At 46.4% G+C, this 16,272-nt stretch carries 15 protein-coding genes; 9 read left to right on the top strand and 6 right to left on the bottom strand.

The window, feature by feature from the left end:
- Nucleotides 1-7 precede the first annotated feature (7 nt).
- Entirely contained in the window at nucleotides 8-1,414 is a 1,407-nt protein-coding gene (locus HHL16_RS02050) for a Y-family DNA polymerase (RefSeq protein ID WP_169423478.1), read from the bottom strand.
- A 54-nt stretch (nucleotides 1,415-1,468) separates the two neighbouring features.
- Complete coding sequence (gene umuD / locus HHL16_RS02045) at nucleotides 1,469-1,903, bottom strand: translesion error-prone DNA polymerase V autoproteolytic subunit (protein ID WP_169423477.1); 435 nt, start codon at nucleotides 1,901-1,903, stop codon at nucleotides 1,469-1,471.
- Nucleotides 1,904-1,974: 71 nt separating this feature from the next.
- Between umuD and HHL16_RS02040 the strand changes: the two genes are divergently transcribed.
- The 3 genes from HHL16_RS02040 to HHL16_RS02030 are packed head-to-tail and all read left to right on the top strand — an operon-like array spanning nucleotide 1,975 to nucleotide 4,361.
- Nucleotides 1,975-2,598: a hypothetical protein gene (locus HHL16_RS02040; RefSeq protein WP_169423476.1), complete on the top strand. Its 624-nt coding sequence runs from the start codon at nucleotides 1,975-1,977 to the stop codon at nucleotides 2,596-2,598.
- Between the two features lie 37 nt (nucleotides 2,599-2,635).
- Nucleotides 2,636-3,271 carry a 2'-5' RNA ligase family protein gene (locus HHL16_RS02035; protein WP_169423475.1) on the top strand — a complete coding sequence of 212 codons (636 nt, stop codon included), beginning with the start codon at nucleotides 2,636-2,638 and terminating at the stop codon, nucleotides 3,269-3,271.
- A 13-nt stretch (nucleotides 3,272-3,284) separates the two neighbouring features.
- Nucleotides 3,285-4,361, top strand: coding sequence for a PA0069 family radical SAM protein (locus HHL16_RS02030; protein WP_169423474.1), 1,077 nt, complete (start codon nucleotides 3,285-3,287; stop codon nucleotides 4,359-4,361).
- 10 nt (nucleotides 4,362-4,371) lie between these two features.
- Here HHL16_RS02030 and HHL16_RS02025 read toward each other — a convergent pair whose 3' ends face one another.
- Nucleotides 4,372-4,632, bottom strand: coding sequence for a hypothetical protein (locus HHL16_RS02025; protein WP_169423473.1), 261 nt, complete (start codon nucleotides 4,630-4,632; stop codon nucleotides 4,372-4,374).
- A gap of 191 nt (nucleotides 4,633-4,823) precedes the next feature.
- Here HHL16_RS02025 and HHL16_RS02020 point away from each other — a divergent pair, with 191 nt between their 5' ends.
- The 4 genes from HHL16_RS02020 to HHL16_RS02005 are packed head-to-tail and all read left to right on the top strand — an operon-like array spanning nucleotide 4,824 to nucleotide 7,439.
- The gene (locus HHL16_RS02020; RefSeq protein WP_169423472.1) at nucleotides 4,824-5,318 is read left to right on the top strand and encodes a hypothetical protein; all 495 of its coding nucleotides are present in this window, start codon (nucleotides 4,824-4,826) and stop codon (nucleotides 5,316-5,318) included.
- Between the two features lie 59 nt (nucleotides 5,319-5,377).
- Nucleotides 5,378-6,043 (top strand): hypothetical protein, encoded by a 666-nt coding sequence (locus HHL16_RS02015; RefSeq protein ID WP_169423471.1) that lies wholly within the window; start codon nucleotides 5,378-5,380, stop codon nucleotides 6,041-6,043.
- Complete coding sequence (locus HHL16_RS02010; protein WP_169423470.1) at nucleotides 6,004-6,750, top strand: ATP-binding protein; 747 nt, start codon at nucleotides 6,004-6,006, stop codon at nucleotides 6,748-6,750. The genes HHL16_RS02015 and HHL16_RS02010 overlap by 40 nt, the downstream gene beginning before the upstream one ends.
- Nucleotides 6,751-6,764: 14 nt before the next feature.
- Nucleotides 6,765-7,439 carry a response regulator transcription factor gene (locus tag HHL16_RS02005; protein ID WP_169423469.1) on the top strand — a complete coding sequence of 225 codons (675 nt, stop codon included), beginning with the start codon at nucleotides 6,765-6,767 and terminating at the stop codon, nucleotides 7,437-7,439.
- Nucleotides 7,440-7,579: 140 nt separating this feature from the next.
- Here HHL16_RS02005 and HHL16_RS02000 read toward each other — a convergent pair whose 3' ends face one another.
- Nucleotides 7,580-10,420, bottom strand: a complete 2,841-nt coding sequence (locus HHL16_RS02000; RefSeq protein ID WP_169423468.1) for a TonB-dependent receptor — start codon at nucleotides 10,418-10,420, stop codon at nucleotides 7,580-7,582.
- Between the two features lie 915 nt (nucleotides 10,421-11,335).
- On the opposite strand from HHL16_RS02000, the gene HHL16_RS01995 reads away from it, so the two are divergent.
- A complete protein-coding gene (locus tag HHL16_RS01995; RefSeq protein ID WP_169423467.1) occupies nucleotides 11,336-12,799 on the top strand; it encodes an RtcB family protein in 1,464 nt (487 codons plus the stop codon).
- Nucleotides 12,800-12,806: 7 nt separating this feature from the next.
- Here the strand turns inward: HHL16_RS01995 and HHL16_RS01990 are convergent, their stop codons facing one another.
- Nucleotides 12,807-13,901 (bottom strand): metallophosphoesterase, encoded by a 1,095-nt coding sequence (locus HHL16_RS01990; protein WP_169423466.1) that lies wholly within the window; start codon nucleotides 13,899-13,901, stop codon nucleotides 12,807-12,809.
- 26 nt (nucleotides 13,902-13,927) lie between these two features.
- Entirely contained in the window at nucleotides 13,928-15,109 is a 1,182-nt protein-coding gene (locus HHL16_RS01985; RefSeq protein WP_169423465.1) for a DUF5009 domain-containing protein, read from the bottom strand.
- Between the two features lie 534 nt (nucleotides 15,110-15,643).
- Here HHL16_RS01985 and HHL16_RS01980 point away from each other — a divergent pair.
- Nucleotides 15,644-16,144 (top strand): UpxY family transcription antiterminator, encoded by a 501-nt coding sequence (locus tag HHL16_RS01980; protein WP_169423464.1) that lies wholly within the window; start codon nucleotides 15,644-15,646, stop codon nucleotides 16,142-16,144.
- Nucleotides 16,145-16,272 lie beyond the last annotated feature (128 nt).

Below are 16,272 nucleotides of genomic sequence, written 5' to 3'. Positions count from 1 at the left end.
ATTGAATTTATTTTACTTCGAATAATTCTTCCCAGCGTGTAGTGAATCTTTTGCTGCGCAGTTCCTGCCGCATCTTCCAGTCGCGCGTGGTGCCGCTGGAAGCGAATTTCAGCATATCGTCCCGCATGCTGAAGTTCACGTTATCGATCACCGACATCAGAAAACGATGATCGTTCTCCGAAGGAGGTGCAAACAGATTTCCCTGAACGGAATCATCCGGAACAATATCGCTGAGCATCACACCTGCTTTCTTATAGATCTTTCCCTTACTGAACAATTGTTCTGCCTGTTGCACGGCTGCTTTGATCAGCTCCTGCGTAACAGCGGTGGCGATGGGAAGATGGATATGTGAATGCTGTGTGGCTCCGCGACGGAAAGTGGTCATATGGTTTTCTTCTCTTGTTACGAGAAAAACACTGATGGTCTTAGCGGCTCCGTGTTGTCTGCGCAGTTTCTCTGCTGCGCGGGAAGTGTAAGTGGCGATAGCTTCACGAATATCGTTCAGTTCTGTAACGGGATGCCCAAACATACGGGTAGTGGCGATCATCTTCTTGGTAGTCAGGGGTGCTGCCATTTCTTTCCCTGAAGTGCCATTCAGTTCCCGGATCAGTCGCACGCCATTCACTCCACCCAGGTGCCGGTGAGCCCACTCTTCTGGCATATTGCTCAGGTCCCATGCACTGGTAATCCCCTGGTTGATGAGTTTTTCCGCGTAAGACCACCCGATACCCCAGACATTGTTCACTCTGGTGGTTTTGAGCGCTTTCAATTGTTCCTCCTTTGTAGCTATTACTGTTACGCATTGTGATGCTGCTTTGTCTTTCTTGGCTATGTAATTGGCCAGCTTGGCCAGCGTTTTGGTGGGCGCAACCCCTATCGAAACCGAAATTCCTGTCCATTGTTCTACTGTTTTACGTATATGCATTGCTGTGGACATCAATTGATCATATGGTACATGGCTGAGGTCGATGAATGCCTCATCTACCGAATACACTTCTACCTGGGGAACGATGGCACGCAGTGTTTCCATTACGCGCCAGCTGAGATCGCCATAGAGGCTGTAATTGGAAGAGAATACCGCAATATTGTGTTTCTGTATCAGCGGCCTCGCTTCGAAATAGGGCCCCGTCATCTCCACTCCGAATTGGCGGGCTTCATCACTTCTCGAAATGATGCATCCATCATTATTGCTCAGAACAACTACCGGCTTTGTTCTCAGATCGGGCCTGAACAGCCTTTCGCAGGAACAATAGAAACTGTTGCAGTCAACGATCGCTTTCATTCCCTGCATGGCGGGAGCGGCGGTGAAAGATGTTGATGATGCAGTGGCGGTAGCCATAGTAGTAGCATTGATGGGGTGATGAATGTGAGAGATAATGAGCAACCCAAACAAAGAGCTGCTCACTTCTCTCATAGGAGGTTTAATGGTAATGGCTGCCCCATGGCAGTGTATCTTGAGAGGCGTGCTTTACAGCTGATGGATCACATAAGTGACCACGCCCCATATTTCCAGTGTATCGCAGGATGGATCGATCTCCGAGTTGGCGAACTGCCTGTTCTCAGGCAGCAGGCGAACTTTGTTGAAGGTTCTTTCCAGTCTGCGGATCAGCATCTCTCCGTTAAGCACTGCTATCACAACTTTGCCGCTCTGCGCTTTGAGGCTTCTGTCCACGATCACTACATCACCGTCATGGATACCCGCTCCGGTCATGGCATCGCCCCGCATACGCAAAAAGAAGGTGGCCGGCTTGTTATGGATCAGTTGCTCGTTCAGATCGACACCGCGCTCCATATAATCATCGGCTGCCGCACCGAAGCCTGTTGCATCGGCAGTTTTGATATTCCACTGATCAAAACCTTTGGAACCTTTGTAGGCAGCGTCATAAAATTGTTCCTGTTCCATATAATAAATTTGGTTGTGCTAAATTATTTAGTAAATTTATGCTAAATATATGATCAGGCAAATATTATTTTATGCACACAGGAGCGCTTAATCATACAGGATCGAAAGGCTGGAACAGCGAAGGATTGCAGGAGTATCGCCTTGTAATTCAGACAGATGCGATTGTACGTCAGCAGGTTTGGCTTGAGCAGCAGGACCTTATAATCAAGTATGGTCTCAAAGGCCCCATCCGCTCCGGCAATCAGATTACAGTAGCCCGTTTTGCAGTTCGCGAAGGCATGGAAGACACGCTTATGCGCTGGATGCAAAAGATCTGCAGCAACCACCGCAGTTTTATGGTTACACTGAATAATTACAGCGGATTTCCTCCGAATACCATTTATCTGCGCGTGCAGGATCAATGGCCTTTTCAGCAACTCATCCGTCAGCTGAAACCGGTAGAAGATTATATCCGTTCTTCTGCCTGTCCACCACCATTGATGAACCTTCGCCCTTACCTCGATATCTCCGGACTGCTGCCCGAAGCCGTTTACGAAAAAGCCATTACCGATTATGCCCGCAGGAGCTTTCACAGTTCCTTCCTGGCCAATGATCTCTTACTGATCAGAAGCTCACCATATGAGCCTGCCAATAAAACCATTAACGTGTTCAGGTTCCTTCCGGGAACTTATGAACTCTATCAGGAAGTATCCTGAGCCTTATCCTTATTTCAACTTCTTTAAATCAAGTGCAATGAAACAGCTTACTGACACCTTACCTGATTACGGGGCTTTGTACAAAAGCGGATTGCGTACCAACGAATACCAGCTGGTACTCACGCCGCATGAGGAACTGAGAAATAAGATCCTGGCGGTGAAGAAGGCCTTCCATGAAACTTACCCCGGCGGTCATGCGAACTTTGTTCGTCCGCATTTGTTGCTGGCAAAATTCACACAGCTGGATATGCTCGAAGAAAAGATCACTCACCGGCTGCGGCTGGTAGGGAACGGTTACCATCCGTTCCGTGTAGATCTGAAGAACTACGGCAGTTATCCCACCCATTCCATTTTCATCAATGTACTCTCCCGCCAACCGATACAAACGCTGGTGAAAGAAGTGAAGCAGTTTCAGCGACTGATGAAGTACGATAATAACCGTCGTCCGTTCTTCATGGACGAGCCAGTGATCACCATCGCCAGCAGGCTTCAGCCCTGGCAATACGAGCAGGGATGGCTGGAATATTCACACCGCCAGTTCACCGGCCGTTTTCTTGCAGAAAGCATGTTATTGTTAAAGAGAAGAACAGGTGACAGAGCCTGGCAGATTGCAGAGCGTTTTGAATTCAAAAACATGCCTGTAAATACACGCCAGGGAGAACTGTTCTTCTGAGAAGGAATGAACCATGGAAAACCAGGAATCACAACAACACGATGCTTACCTGAAAGGAAGAGGTGCGCAATTCAATACGCGCAACCGCTTTTTGCAGCAGGAGCGCGTTAAAGAACATATCGAAGGGATCGACGATTGGGTGGAGTCCGATATAGCAACCCGCTATCTCGAAGACAAAGCAAAAGGAGTGGTCAACAAAGTAGATAGCCCCGACGTTGGCATGTGGTACAGTATCAACCCCTACCAGGGATGTGAGCATGGCTGCATCTACTGTTATGCCCGCAACTCCTTTGAGTACAACGGATACAGTGCCGGGGTGGATTTTGAAAGAAATATCATGGTGAAGAAGAATGCACCTGAGTTGTTCCGGAAATTTCTGATGAATCCACGCTGGCAATGTGTTCCGGTTTCGCTCAGCGGAAACACCGATTGTTACCAACCCGCCGAAAAGAAGTACCGGCTAACCCGGCGCATTCTTGAAATATGCCTTGAGTTTAATCAGCCTGTAGGCCTCATTACCAAGAATGCCGGAATTCTGCGTGATAAAGATGTGCTGCAGGAGCTCGCTGCCAGAAACCTGGTGTCCGCACTGGTTTCAGTGACCACGTTCGATGAGGAGCTGCGGCGAAAGATGGAACCCCGTACCACCACAGCAAGGCAGCGGCTGCGGGTGATCCGGGAACTCTCCGATGCCGGCATACATATGGGCGTTATGCTTGGCCCGATGATACCCGGTTTGAACGATCACGAAATGCACAATATCCTGAAAGCATCTTCAGAGGAAGGAGCTGTTTTCGCAGCCTACACATTCGTGCGGCTCAATGGCTCAGTGAAATTATTGTTTCATGATTGGCTGTATAAGAACTATCCCGACAGAGCAGATAAAGTATGGCATTTCATCGAGCAGGGCCATGGAGGCCAGGTGAACGACAGCCGCTTCGGAACAAGAATGAGAGGAGAGGGGCCACTGGCGGAACTGATCAACAGGCAATTCAAAACCTGGTGCAATAAATTCAATCTTAACAGCAACAGATATGAGCTCGACTGCTCTCAGTTCCGCCGCCCCGGCGAACAGATGAAGTTGTTTTAAGGGAGCGATCCTACGCGTGAAACTTTCTTTTAAGGATCTCAGATATCTTTTCGCGGATAATCATCACTTCGCGGCAAATAAATGCGATCTCGCGCGCATTCTCCAACAGATTCAGCTGCTGTAAACTCTTCTCCAGCACAGCTGCTTTTTCACGATGATACATTTCAATCACTTCCAATGAATCGCCCAGGATGGGCGAAATCTGTTGTTTTCCGGCTGGCTTCCGGTGAGGGCGTTGATCGCTGCTCATAACCGGAGAATGATGGCGCATAACTGACTTTTTAATGATTTTTTCGGTGGTGTTGCATCTCAAATTTCCCATAATACTTTCTGTAGAACAACCGTTAAAATACCCTTTCTTACACGTACCCCATGTAATCAGATTAGGTAGTTATACTTATAGGAGGGCTGGCATTTCAAAATATCTTTAGCCACGTTTTTAACCTTTTAAAATAGATTATCATGGCAATTAACCCGAAAAAAGCCAGTTTGCTCTCCCTGCTCGGCATCACTTGTACAATGTTCATCCTGAACAGTTGTACTTCTGCTCCCAAAGAAGATGGGGTATGGATACCCTTGCCTAAAGACACATCTGCGCTGGGCCGCATCAATCACTTCATTCCTCTCGATCAGATCAAGAAATTCAGGAGCAGCTTCACGGCTGACCGCGATTCCATCAACATAAAATCTCCGGGAACTTTCATCCCCAACAGCGAAGCCTTCAATAAGAAAATTCTGGTTGAAATTCTGAAAGATCCCAAATGCGTAGGCATCCGTGTTTATTATGGTGTGCTTAACACAGGAAACAGAGATGAATTCAGACTCATGCTCGTTGGGGTTGATGAACAAGGCAAAGATCTTTACATCAACAGAAAGAGCGAGTTGGCAACCCAGGCAGGAGACGGTGGTTTTGGTGGCGGTGAATATGGCCAATGCGATCCCCCATGCCTGAAATAATGTCTGACTAAAATATAGCTTTACTGCAAACCAATCCAATAATCTTCTCTCCACCTTTGATGATGAATGATACTGTTCGTTTTGTTTTGAGCCTGAGTATTGTGTTTGCCGTATTGATCGGGATAGTAAGGTTTTCCAAAGTGGACCGGTCTTACTATCCCTTTCTTTATCGCACCTTTCTCGTATTGATCGTTGAGATCACTGCGCGGATTCTCTTTCATTCCGGCGAACCACGGAACTTTACCGTGGTGCTGAATACCTTTTCCATTCTCGATTTCTGCCTCTTCACCTGGATGTTCCATAACTGGCGACTCTTCAATGGAAACCGAACGGCCTTTTTATCTATACTGGGCGCGGGTTTCATTGCATGGGTAACTATTACGCTGGTGGTCTCCGATCTGCATGTGCCTAACTTCCTTTTCAGAATGCTCTACTCCATTGTGCTGGTTGCATTCAGTGTAAACACTTTCAACCGTGCAGTGGTGAACGACAGGCGGAATATTTTCCGCAATCCCAAATTCTGGATCTGTTTGGGCATCATCATCTTTTATACCTTCTTCATACTGGTATGTCTGGTGAATCTTCAGCTCTTCAAACAGATCAGCACCCTATTCCGCCAGAACCTTCAGGAAATAAATGTATATTCAAACATATTGGCTAATCTGTTCTATGCAGTCGCGATATTATGGATACCCCGGAAGAAAAACTTTTTGATGCCCTTTTGATTGTGGTTGGCGTGGTGGGTACCATACTCATCTACTTTATCATCACCATCATTCGCTATCAGCGAAGGAGCCTTCGTTTACATAAAGAGAAGATTCAGGCAGAAATTGATACGCTTGAGAAAGAACGTACACGCATTGCCTCCGATCTGCATGATGAGCTGGGCCCGCTGCTGTCTGCAGTGAAACTGCAGATCAACAGTCTCGATGCCATCAGCAAAACGGACGAAGAAACCATTCTCAAATCGAGCATCCATATCGATACCATCATCTCCAAGCTCCGTGAAATTTCCAACAACCTGATGCCGAATACCCTCGTGCGGAAAGGCCTGCAGAAGGCCATCGTTGAGTTTGGTGAGCATGCAAAGCAGGCCAGCGGATTACAGATCAAATACATCTGCGAACAACCGCTGACGCTTACGCAGCAACAGGAAATAAACATCTACCGCATTATTCAGGAAATAGTGCACAACACCATCAAACATGCCAATGCAGGATGCCTGATCATCAAGATGGTAACCGAAGGAAACAGGTTGCTGCTGATGACGGCAGACAACGGAAAAGGGTTCGACTATTTCTCAAAAATAAAAGACAATCCGGGTCTCGGACTTCGTAACTTGCAGAGCAGGGCAGAAGTGATGGGCGCTGAATTAAGTTGCCTGTCCGAATCCGGCAAAGGGACCATGTACACCATCGAGATCCCCATCTGACCAAATGCTGTTTTATGAGTACTATCCACGGCACTATCGATGTAGTGATCGCTGACGACCACGAGATCTTCCGCGATGGCATGCGCATCATGCTGCAAAAACAACCAGACATACAACTCGTAGGCGAAGCCTGCGATGGTCGTGAGTTGATTGAACAGGTAAAGAAACTCCAGCCTCATATTGTGATCAGTGATGTGAAGATGCCCCGCATGGATGGAGCCGCTGCTACAAGGCATCTTACAGAACATTACCCGCATATTGGTATCATTGCACTCACCATGTTCGACGAAGAAGACCTCATCATCGACATGCTCGAAGCAGGAGCGAAAGGATACCTTCTCAAGAATGCCGACAAGAACGAAATCGTAGACGCCATTAAATCTGTGTACGATCAGCAGCCATATTACTGCCGGCATACTTCCAATAAATTAGCCGAGCTCGTTGCGAAAAGCAAATTCAATCCATACAGGCAACAACAGAAACCTGAGTTCAATGAGCGCGAGCAGGAGATCATCCGGTACATCTGCGATGGGCTTACCAGCAAGCAGATCGGTGAACGAATCTTTCTGAGTGTTCGCACTGTGGAAGGCATCCGCATGAAGATTCTCGAAAAAATGGAAGTGAAGAATTCTGCTGGCATTATCATCTACGCCATTCGGAATAATCTCTACACACCTGAAGGCGCTTAGGTTTCATTGAATTATTTTGCTGCGGTGTTTAGTAAACCTTCGCAATTCTTTTTGCGGATGAGACATTCTTTGCAAAAAAAAACGGACAAGAAAAAATTCCTGTCCGCTTGTGAATTCAATATGTAATCAATCTGTTCTTTCTAAAATGTAATGCCGAGTCTTGCAAACATTCTCAATCCATTTACACCCATCTGCACTGCATCCCATGGACCACCGGTTTCGTTGTTGAATGCCCAGAATTTAGCGCCTTTCGCTACACCGAGATCCGGATGAACATTGAAGATATTATCAGCACCAACAAACAAGTGCAGGTTCTTTGAGAGCTTGTAACCGAAATAAATATCAGGTACCACTTTCCCATTGTAGATGTATTCATCTTTCACAGGCCTGTTGTCTGCATCCGCAGGAACATATGCAAAGAGATCACCGCGATGGAAGCCTCCTTCAAAATCATCGGACGTACCATCACCATATCCTAAAATGCGGATCTTGCCGAAATAGGTGAGACGCAGTCCTGCAGTGAATTTGCGGATATTGTATTCGAGGTTGAGGCCAAACTTCGTTTTCGGTGCTGATGAAAGGATGAACTGCTGCTCGCGCTCCGTGAGAAAAGTTGCGGCCAGATCCGGCGTGTTGTTGAGTTTGGCAGGTACATTGATCTTGTCGATATCCATCGATTGAATATTGCCGGTAAGCAATGTTTTGAAATTGCCTGCTCCGATCTTTTTGTTGTACTCTATAACGATATCGATGCCACGGTTGGTAGTGTTCACTGCATTCGCAAAGAATTGCGCAAGGCTAACATTCAGTTGCTTCATCGCTGCAATGAGTTGCGGATCGAGGTCGGGATCGCCTGCATCGAATTGCCCGGAAATAACTACCCTGTCTTTGATGCGAACCCAATATCCATCGATGGTTACACTCAGCGCAGAGCTTGGTTTCCAGGTAAAGCCTACACTGGCATTGATCGATTTCTCCTGCTTCAGTTCCGGAATTCCCGCTGCGCGTGTAATGGGACTATAGTTCGGTGCAATCTTCACTTCTGCGATAGTTCCACCCTGAACGGTTGTGAAGCTGCTGCTGAAATTTATCTGCTGCAGCGAAGGCGCTCTGAATCCGGTGCTGAAAGATCCACGGAGATTGAAATTATCCGTGACTTTATATCGCGTAGCAAATTTGAAATTGAAGGTCGATCCGAAATCACTGTAATTCTCATAACGGAATGCGAGGCCCGTGAGAAATTTTTTGGTGATGTCCAATTCTGCATCAACATATCCGCCGATAGTAGATCGGTTTGCATTCACTTCGTCTCCGGGCTGAAAGCCTGGAAAGCCTTGCGCACCGGCAGCTACATAGATCTTGTCACTTCCGTCGGTATAGAATTTATTCGGATCGAAATTTTTATAGGATGCTTCTTCGCCTGCGAATAACTTGTATCGTTCATAGCGATACTCAGCGCCGAAGGCGAGGTTGAAGCCCTGCAATACTTTTGGAAACTCTTTACTGAAGTTTACGTTTAACGTGTTTTGGAGGAAGCTGAAACCTCCGTCGTCAAAATGCGTTTTATTTGGATTGCTCGATGATGCGTTGACGGTTTTGTCTCCGTAGAAATGGAAGTTGTTATCGCCGGTAACGTTGCTCACATCCCAGTTCCAGTGATTGTTGGTGCTGCCTCTTACTCCTGCTGCAAAAGAGTAGTCGCGGATCTTCGACTGAATATGCGGATCGAAATACCGATCACCCGTTCTGTCTGTTTTGATCAGTCCGGGAATATCGATCAGCTGAAAGTCGGGAGTGGTTACAAAACGCTCCGGCTTCGCGGAGAAGTTTCGCGAGAAAGCGAATGCATCGGTTGATTTGTAATTGAATCCACCGAATGAGTAGAAGGTAGTTCTTGAATTCTTAACTGGTATCTCGGCATTGAAGAAGCCGCCGCCTGCAACAACAGAGCCATCGCCATGTGCACGACGCACCGTGTTTTCAATCATAAAATTCTTGCTGTTGGAATTGGTGTCCATTGCCTGGCGGAAAGTTTTTCCGCTGCTGAGAAAATTAGCTGTGAGATTGATGAAGCCGCCATTCTTGCCGAGCGGCACTCCATAGTTTCCGTTGAACGAAACGGAATTGCCATCGATAGCGCTTCCGTATTCGTACATGCCGAGATCGGGTTTGGATTGCGGATTGTATTTCTTATCGTAGTACCCGGACCATCCGATATTGCCCGTGAACTGATTCACATTCTTTTTGAGAATGATATTGATTACGCCCGCGATGGCATCCGATCCGTATTGTGCAGATGCGCCATCGCGAAGGATCTCCACCCGATCGATGGCTCCAATGGGAATAGCGCTGAGGTCTGTGCCTGAGTTGCCGCGGCCTCTGGTTCCGAATACAGCCACGAAGGCGGTCTGGTGACGGCGCTTGCCATTGATAAGCACCAGCGTTTGATCGGGCCCCAGTCCGCGAAGTGTTGCGAGATCGATATGATCTGCACCATCACTTCCACTTTGTTTGTTGTAATTGAGAGAAGGCGCGGAGTAATTCATGAGTGCAGTGAGATCCATGCGCGCCGTAGGAAGCGCTACCTGCCCTACATTCACGATATCCACAGGAACGGGCGTTTCCATTTTCACACGCCCCGACCGGCGGGAACCGATGAGGATTACCTGCTCCAGCTCGGAGCTGAGTCTTTCCAGTTTGATATCGATCACAGACTGATCTCCAACAGGAATTGTAATTGTCTTGTAAGTGATCATGGTGATCTCGATCTCGTTATTCGGTTGTACCTGTAGGTTATATTGTCCGTTCTGATTGGTGAAAGTTCCGATACCGCTTCCTTTGATTCTGACAGAAACACCGTTCAGGGCTTCTCCTGTTTGGGCGTCTGTTATCTTTCCGGTTACGGTATGCTTTTGTGCATACATGGGAATATGGGATAGCAACAGCAATCCCAGTGTTGTTAAAAAGGATTTGGCCAGCATACGTGTGTGTTTTACTAAATCTAATCATTTTGAAGCCCAATTCCTATAGGGGTTCTGCTACTTCAGCGGGAGCGGAGTAAAAAATATTTTTTAAAAAATCCGGAGAAAAAATTGGCAGGAATGAAAAAATAGTTTCAATTTTGCATCGACAAACAATTTAAAACATGTCCCGAAAGATGCAACATATCGAAACAGTGAAGTGGTTTGCACTCAATGAGAGTGATGCCATCCGCGGGGCTTGTTGTGCTGCAGCATAACAGGGATCAGAAAAAAGATCCTTCAAAATACAAGCCCCGCAGCAACTGCGGGGTTTTTTGTTTTTCAGCATTCAATATAACAGTGATATATATGCTAAAAAGTGTAAATATTCAGGCAGTAACGGATACTCCGCAAGTGGCATGCAGCCGCCAGCGAATGAGTATGCAGCGTATGGGCTGTTCGTTTTCTGCATGGCACTTTGAAGGCAATGAATTGTTTTACAAACGAATACGGTCGGGATTAACTGAGATATAGTTATCAGCACTTCGCTGAACAACATACCAGAAGCCCGGCCGGATAAAACCGCCGGGCTTTTTTAGTTCCCGCCGGTAACGGAAGAAGCAACATTAAACCTGGATCCCCCTGAAAATGGGCCATCCAACAACCAAAACAAAGACGAAAAAGAAAGGAGGCCAACATGAAAGTGCTTGAAATCATCCTGATCATCACCGGAATTTCCGCGGTGCTGGAGATCAGGAAAATGAAACGACAAAAATCTGCTGCGGCAGATCATCGCGAGCCAATGCACCCAGCTGCATTCAGCCTGCGATAACCTGCAGAGAAATTGAATCAATTGAGAATTTTGACGATGCGGATGAAGAAGATGATGAAGATGAATGGGAAGGAGAATTCATACCGGCATTAAAAACAAGAACAATGGCAAAGTTGAAACTGAGAGGAAAAGACCTCAGAAACATCGGATACCCGGAAGGCCCGGTTATCAGCATCGCAATGAACATCATGCAAAGGGAATACAAACATTCCACAAACGAAGAAGCAATGGACATCTTACAAAATATATTGAAAGCACCTGTTGAATACGAGAACGACGCTGTACTGGGACTTATCGCCCAGCAGCTGATTCCGAAAGAAGAAACAGAAGGGACTGTGATTGAACTGAATAAAACAGGTGTTTCCTTCAATACATTCGGATCTCAGTTTATCGAGAAAGGCGCTATGGATCAGATGAGCCAGGCATCACGCCTGCCGATAGCGGTGAGCGGAGCTTTGATGCCGGATGCTCACTCCGGTTATGGATTGCCGATAGGTGGCGTACTTGCTACCTCCAATGCCGTGATCCCTTACGGTGTAGGTGTGGATATCGGTTGCAGAATGTGTCTGTCTGTTTTCGACATCGATCCGAAAAAACTGGTGCAGCGTGAACATTACTTCACGTCTGTGCTGAACGATAACACCTTGTTCGGAAGCGGACAGCAGTTCTTAAAGCCTGGCTCACACGAAGTGCTCGATAGCAAACTATTCGATGAGATCGGCGTATTGAAACAGCTTCAGCATAAAGCATCGAAACAACTCGGCTCTTCAGGTTCGGGAAACCACTTCGTGGAATTCGGAATCGTAGAGATCAAAGAACGCGATGAAGTGCTGAATCTCGAAGCCGGTAACTATCTCGGATTGCTGTCGCACTCCGGATCACGTGGCCTTGGCGCTACAGTTGCGGGGCACTTTACCAAAATAGCGAAAGAGAAGAGATTGCTTCCGAAAGAAGCAGCCAATCTCGCATGGCTCGATATGAATGAAGAGGAAGGAATTGAATACTGGCTGGCGATGAATCTCGCAGGTGACTACGCAGCTGCCTGCCACCATGTGATACATGCCAAGATTGCAAAAGAACTCGGACGTTCACCCATCAGAATAGTGGAGAACCACCACAACTTTGCATGGAAAGAAATCGTACATGGATTGGAAGGTGGTCCGCAGGAACTGATCGTTCACCGGAAAGGCGCAACGCCTGCAGGGAAAGACGTACTCGGAATAATTCCGGGATCCATGACAGCTCCGGGTTTCATCGTAAAAGGAAAAGGTGAGGTAAGCTCTCTGGCATCTGCATCACACGGTGCAGGAAGGAAGATGAGCCGTACTGCCGCAATGAACTCCATCACGCAAAATGCGTTGAACGAAATGCTGGCGAAGCACGGCGTGAAATTGCTCGGTGGTGGACTCGATGAAGCGCCGCATGCATACAAAGACATTGAGAATGTGATGAAGGCGCAGAAGAATCTGGTGGATACCGTTGGTGCTTTCTATCCGAAAATTGTGAAGATGGATGGTACGCCACCCAAGCCGTGGATGAAGAAAGATGGAATACAGGATGGAGAATAAATGATTGTTACAGCTGATCGAAAATGTAAGTCAGCGGTGATTCTTCCAGCACAATGCGTTTGTATCCTTCGTTGGTAACATCCCATTTGATGAGCCGGATCAATCCATCTGCAATTTCGATCCCCGTAATGTCTCCGTCGCTGAAGCAGCAACAACCGCTGTTGAAATAACTGGGATGTGCCATGGTTTTCACAAACTGTTTACCGGCATATTCCAGTTTTCTTTTTTCCAGTGCGTCTTTGATTGTCTGAATCAGTTCTGCGTCTCCCGACAGGGTAGCATTTTCGAGTTGTTTGGTGAGCCGGTCGATATGGTCGAGTGATGCGAACACGGGCTTATGCGTATGGCCGGAAATGAATACCAGATTGCGTTGTGTGGCGCTCCATTCGTACATGATAACGTTGTGTTTGTCTACGAGATCGAAAGAATCTGCGGTGGTATTGATGGAGATATCGAGAAAACGTTGCAGGGGCGTCCAGATGGCAGCCACTACCCATTTGCTGAAGGCATTGCCGTCGCTGCGTTTGTCGCCCTGATGACCATGGGTAAGAAAAATCGAATAATCCTTACTGTTATATTTTGTATTAAGCAGAATGCCTTCATAGATCTTCAGCTTGTCTCCGAAGATAGGTTTCAGAAAAAGATTTTGCTGGATGGCGTAGCTCCATTCCAGATCGTGGTTTCCGAATACGCGGAAGTATCTGTCCTGCTGCAGAAATTTAGCTTCCTCCAGCAGGCTTAATCTGTTTTTATCGATAACGGTCTTTGGTGTGTTCTCCCAGAGTTCCTCACTGTCGCCCAGACTGATGAGTGTAAAACCCTGCTGGTCGTAATACTGAAGGGCCGTCATGTAATTCTCTTCAGCGAGCCTGAAATCGTCTGCAGGATCTTTGGCTCCTTTATGCTGATCGGAAAAAATGATATAACGCGCGGTTGCCAGATCAAAAGAAAGAGTGATGCCTTTGGAAGTTTTTCCTTCTCCGATATCATCTTTCAGTTTTGTGAGAGAAACAAATACATCTTTTTCATTGGCAGAAGAAGACAGCTTTTCTGCCAGCCAGATCATTGGTTTCCTGAAAAGCCACCGCAATAATTTCTTCATCGGCAATGGAGATTTTCTGAGCCCGCCTATACCTTGATGTAGATCTTCTTTTTATCCATCCATCTTGCAATGAGCCAGTACACGGCCAGCAGGCAGACGGCGTACAGGAATGATCCGTTCTTTGGATTATTGGTGAATGCAAGCAATGGACTGCATACATGCTCATAGAACCAGTTGAGCGGGCTGGTGTAAACAGGTTTTCCCTGTTCATTCACATGATCTATCCAACGGAACAATGGAAGCACTTTCACCAGAAATCCGCTGAGGGCAAATACGAAGAGTGCATTTTTTCCGAATACATCGAAGAAGCGGCTCCAGGCGCCTTTGGCTTCTTTGAATTCGATCAGATAGATGAGTACGGAAAGCACCATAGTGCCCAGTCCGGTTGTATAGAGCACATAAGAACTCGTCCAGATTTTTTTGTTGATGGGGAAAGCCATATCCCAAACGAAACCTGTAAACACAAGTACACTGCCGATTACGAAGAGGCCCGAAAGCATTTCGTGGGTTTTGCCTTTCTGCTGAATGTAGTGGCCAACCATGTATCCGAAGATCACCTGCACAATTGCAGGAAGCGTACTGGTAAGTCCTTCAGGATCGAATGCAACACCTTCTCCTTTGTACATATGAGCAGCCCCGAGTATGGCTTTATCTATGTTTGTTCCGAAATAACCGCTCAGGCTGTATGGGTCTCCTGGAGTTCCGAGCAGCATGGTGAGCATCCAGTAACCGAGCAGAATGATCACGCTGATAACGTATGCGCCACGGATCTTGAAGAAGTAAATGATGAGTGATGCAAAAAGATAACAGAGGGCAATCCTTTGCAGCACACCAAGGATGCGTACTCCTGATTCGGGGTTATTGGGGTCTGTCCAGTGTCTGAACACAAGGCCGCTATCACTCCATTTCACAAAGGGGCACCAGTTGAGGAAGAGCCCTATTGCGAAGATGAGGATGCTTCGCTTGAAAACTTTCTTCAGAAAAACATTGGTGCCGGCAGCTTCGAGCCGTGGCATCACAAAGGCCATGGCATTGCCCACGGCAAACAGGAAGAATGGAAATACCAGGTCAGTGGGAGTGCAGCCATGCCAGGAAGCATGGGCCAATGGTGGATACAAATAACTCCAGCTGCCGGGGTTGTTAACAAGTATCATGAGGGCTACAGTAGCGCCACGAAATACGTCGAGGGAATAGAAACGTTGGTTCAATACGGTAGATTTTCAGGATCTTAAAGATAATAAAACATTTCGGCCGACCTAATATCAGGTTTCTGGCAGGTCATTTGCAGTATCGGTGAATCTGTGACTGAGACCTTGATTTTCTCAGTTGAAAAATAACGATTTAGCATTTTTGTTCGCAGATCAAACACATTAAAAATCCCCTATATTTGCATGAAGCGCCTTTTTTGCCTGGTGCAATTTAAGGGTAGTGCTTTGGCAGGGAGGAATGGAACAGTGATGTTTTGGTAGAACAAAGAGCTTCTCACAAGTATCATTAACCATGGAATACAATCCTTTGAAGAAACGCTGTAGATTTACTGCATTCTTATAAATTATTGAAAGGGTATATTGGTATGCAATACTGGTATGCCCTTTTGGCGTTTGTATCCGGCCTGAAAAGGTGAGCTGTAATTTAATAATAATCAATCAGTTGTAATTTCGGAATGTGACTGAGGTGGCGAAGCTGTGCCTGAATGGATCCTATGTGTTCCGGGAACAATATTATTCAAATCGATATCCCAGATGAATAGTGCAACCAGTGGAAAATGGTATGCGGTTTACACGAAAGCCCGATGGGAGAAGAAAGTTCATCAGATATTGACTGAGAAGGGTATTGAGAGTTATTGTCCATTGAATAAGGTAAGAAGGAAATGGAGCGACAGGTATAAAACAGTGGAAGAGCCTTTATTCAAGTCCTACGTATTTGTAAGGATCTCTTCTGCTCAGCAATCAAATGTAAGATTGACGCCAGGTGTAACGAATTTTGTATATTGGTTGGGTAAACCCGCCGTTATCAGGAACAAAGAAATTGAGGCTATCAAGCGTTTTCTCAATGAACACGAGAATGTTCTGATCGAACCTGCTCAGGTAAAAGTAGGACAACAGATAGTGATCCAATCCGGACCATTTATGAATAAACTGGGTAAAGTGGCTGATGTCCGTAATAATAAAGTAGTAGTATGTCTTACGGATCTTGGCGTTAACCTTGTTGTTACTTATAAAGGAAGCATAGGTTCAGACTGAAGTTATTGATACTCCCAAAAATTCATTTTATAAAGCCAATATGATAGCATCATTTTTCAAAAGCTTAACAGGAGCTTGTATTGTTTTTAGCTTTTTAATGACATCATGTGTTTCCAATAAGAAACTTA

It is taken from the genome of Pseudoflavitalea sp. G-6-1-2 (assembly GCF_012927185.1).
Classification (GTDB): domain Bacteria; phylum Bacteroidota; class Bacteroidia; order Chitinophagales; family Chitinophagaceae; genus Pseudobacter.
The sequence above is the reverse complement of the archived record's forward strand: the minus strand, read 5'-3'. Positions and strand labels throughout refer to the sequence as shown.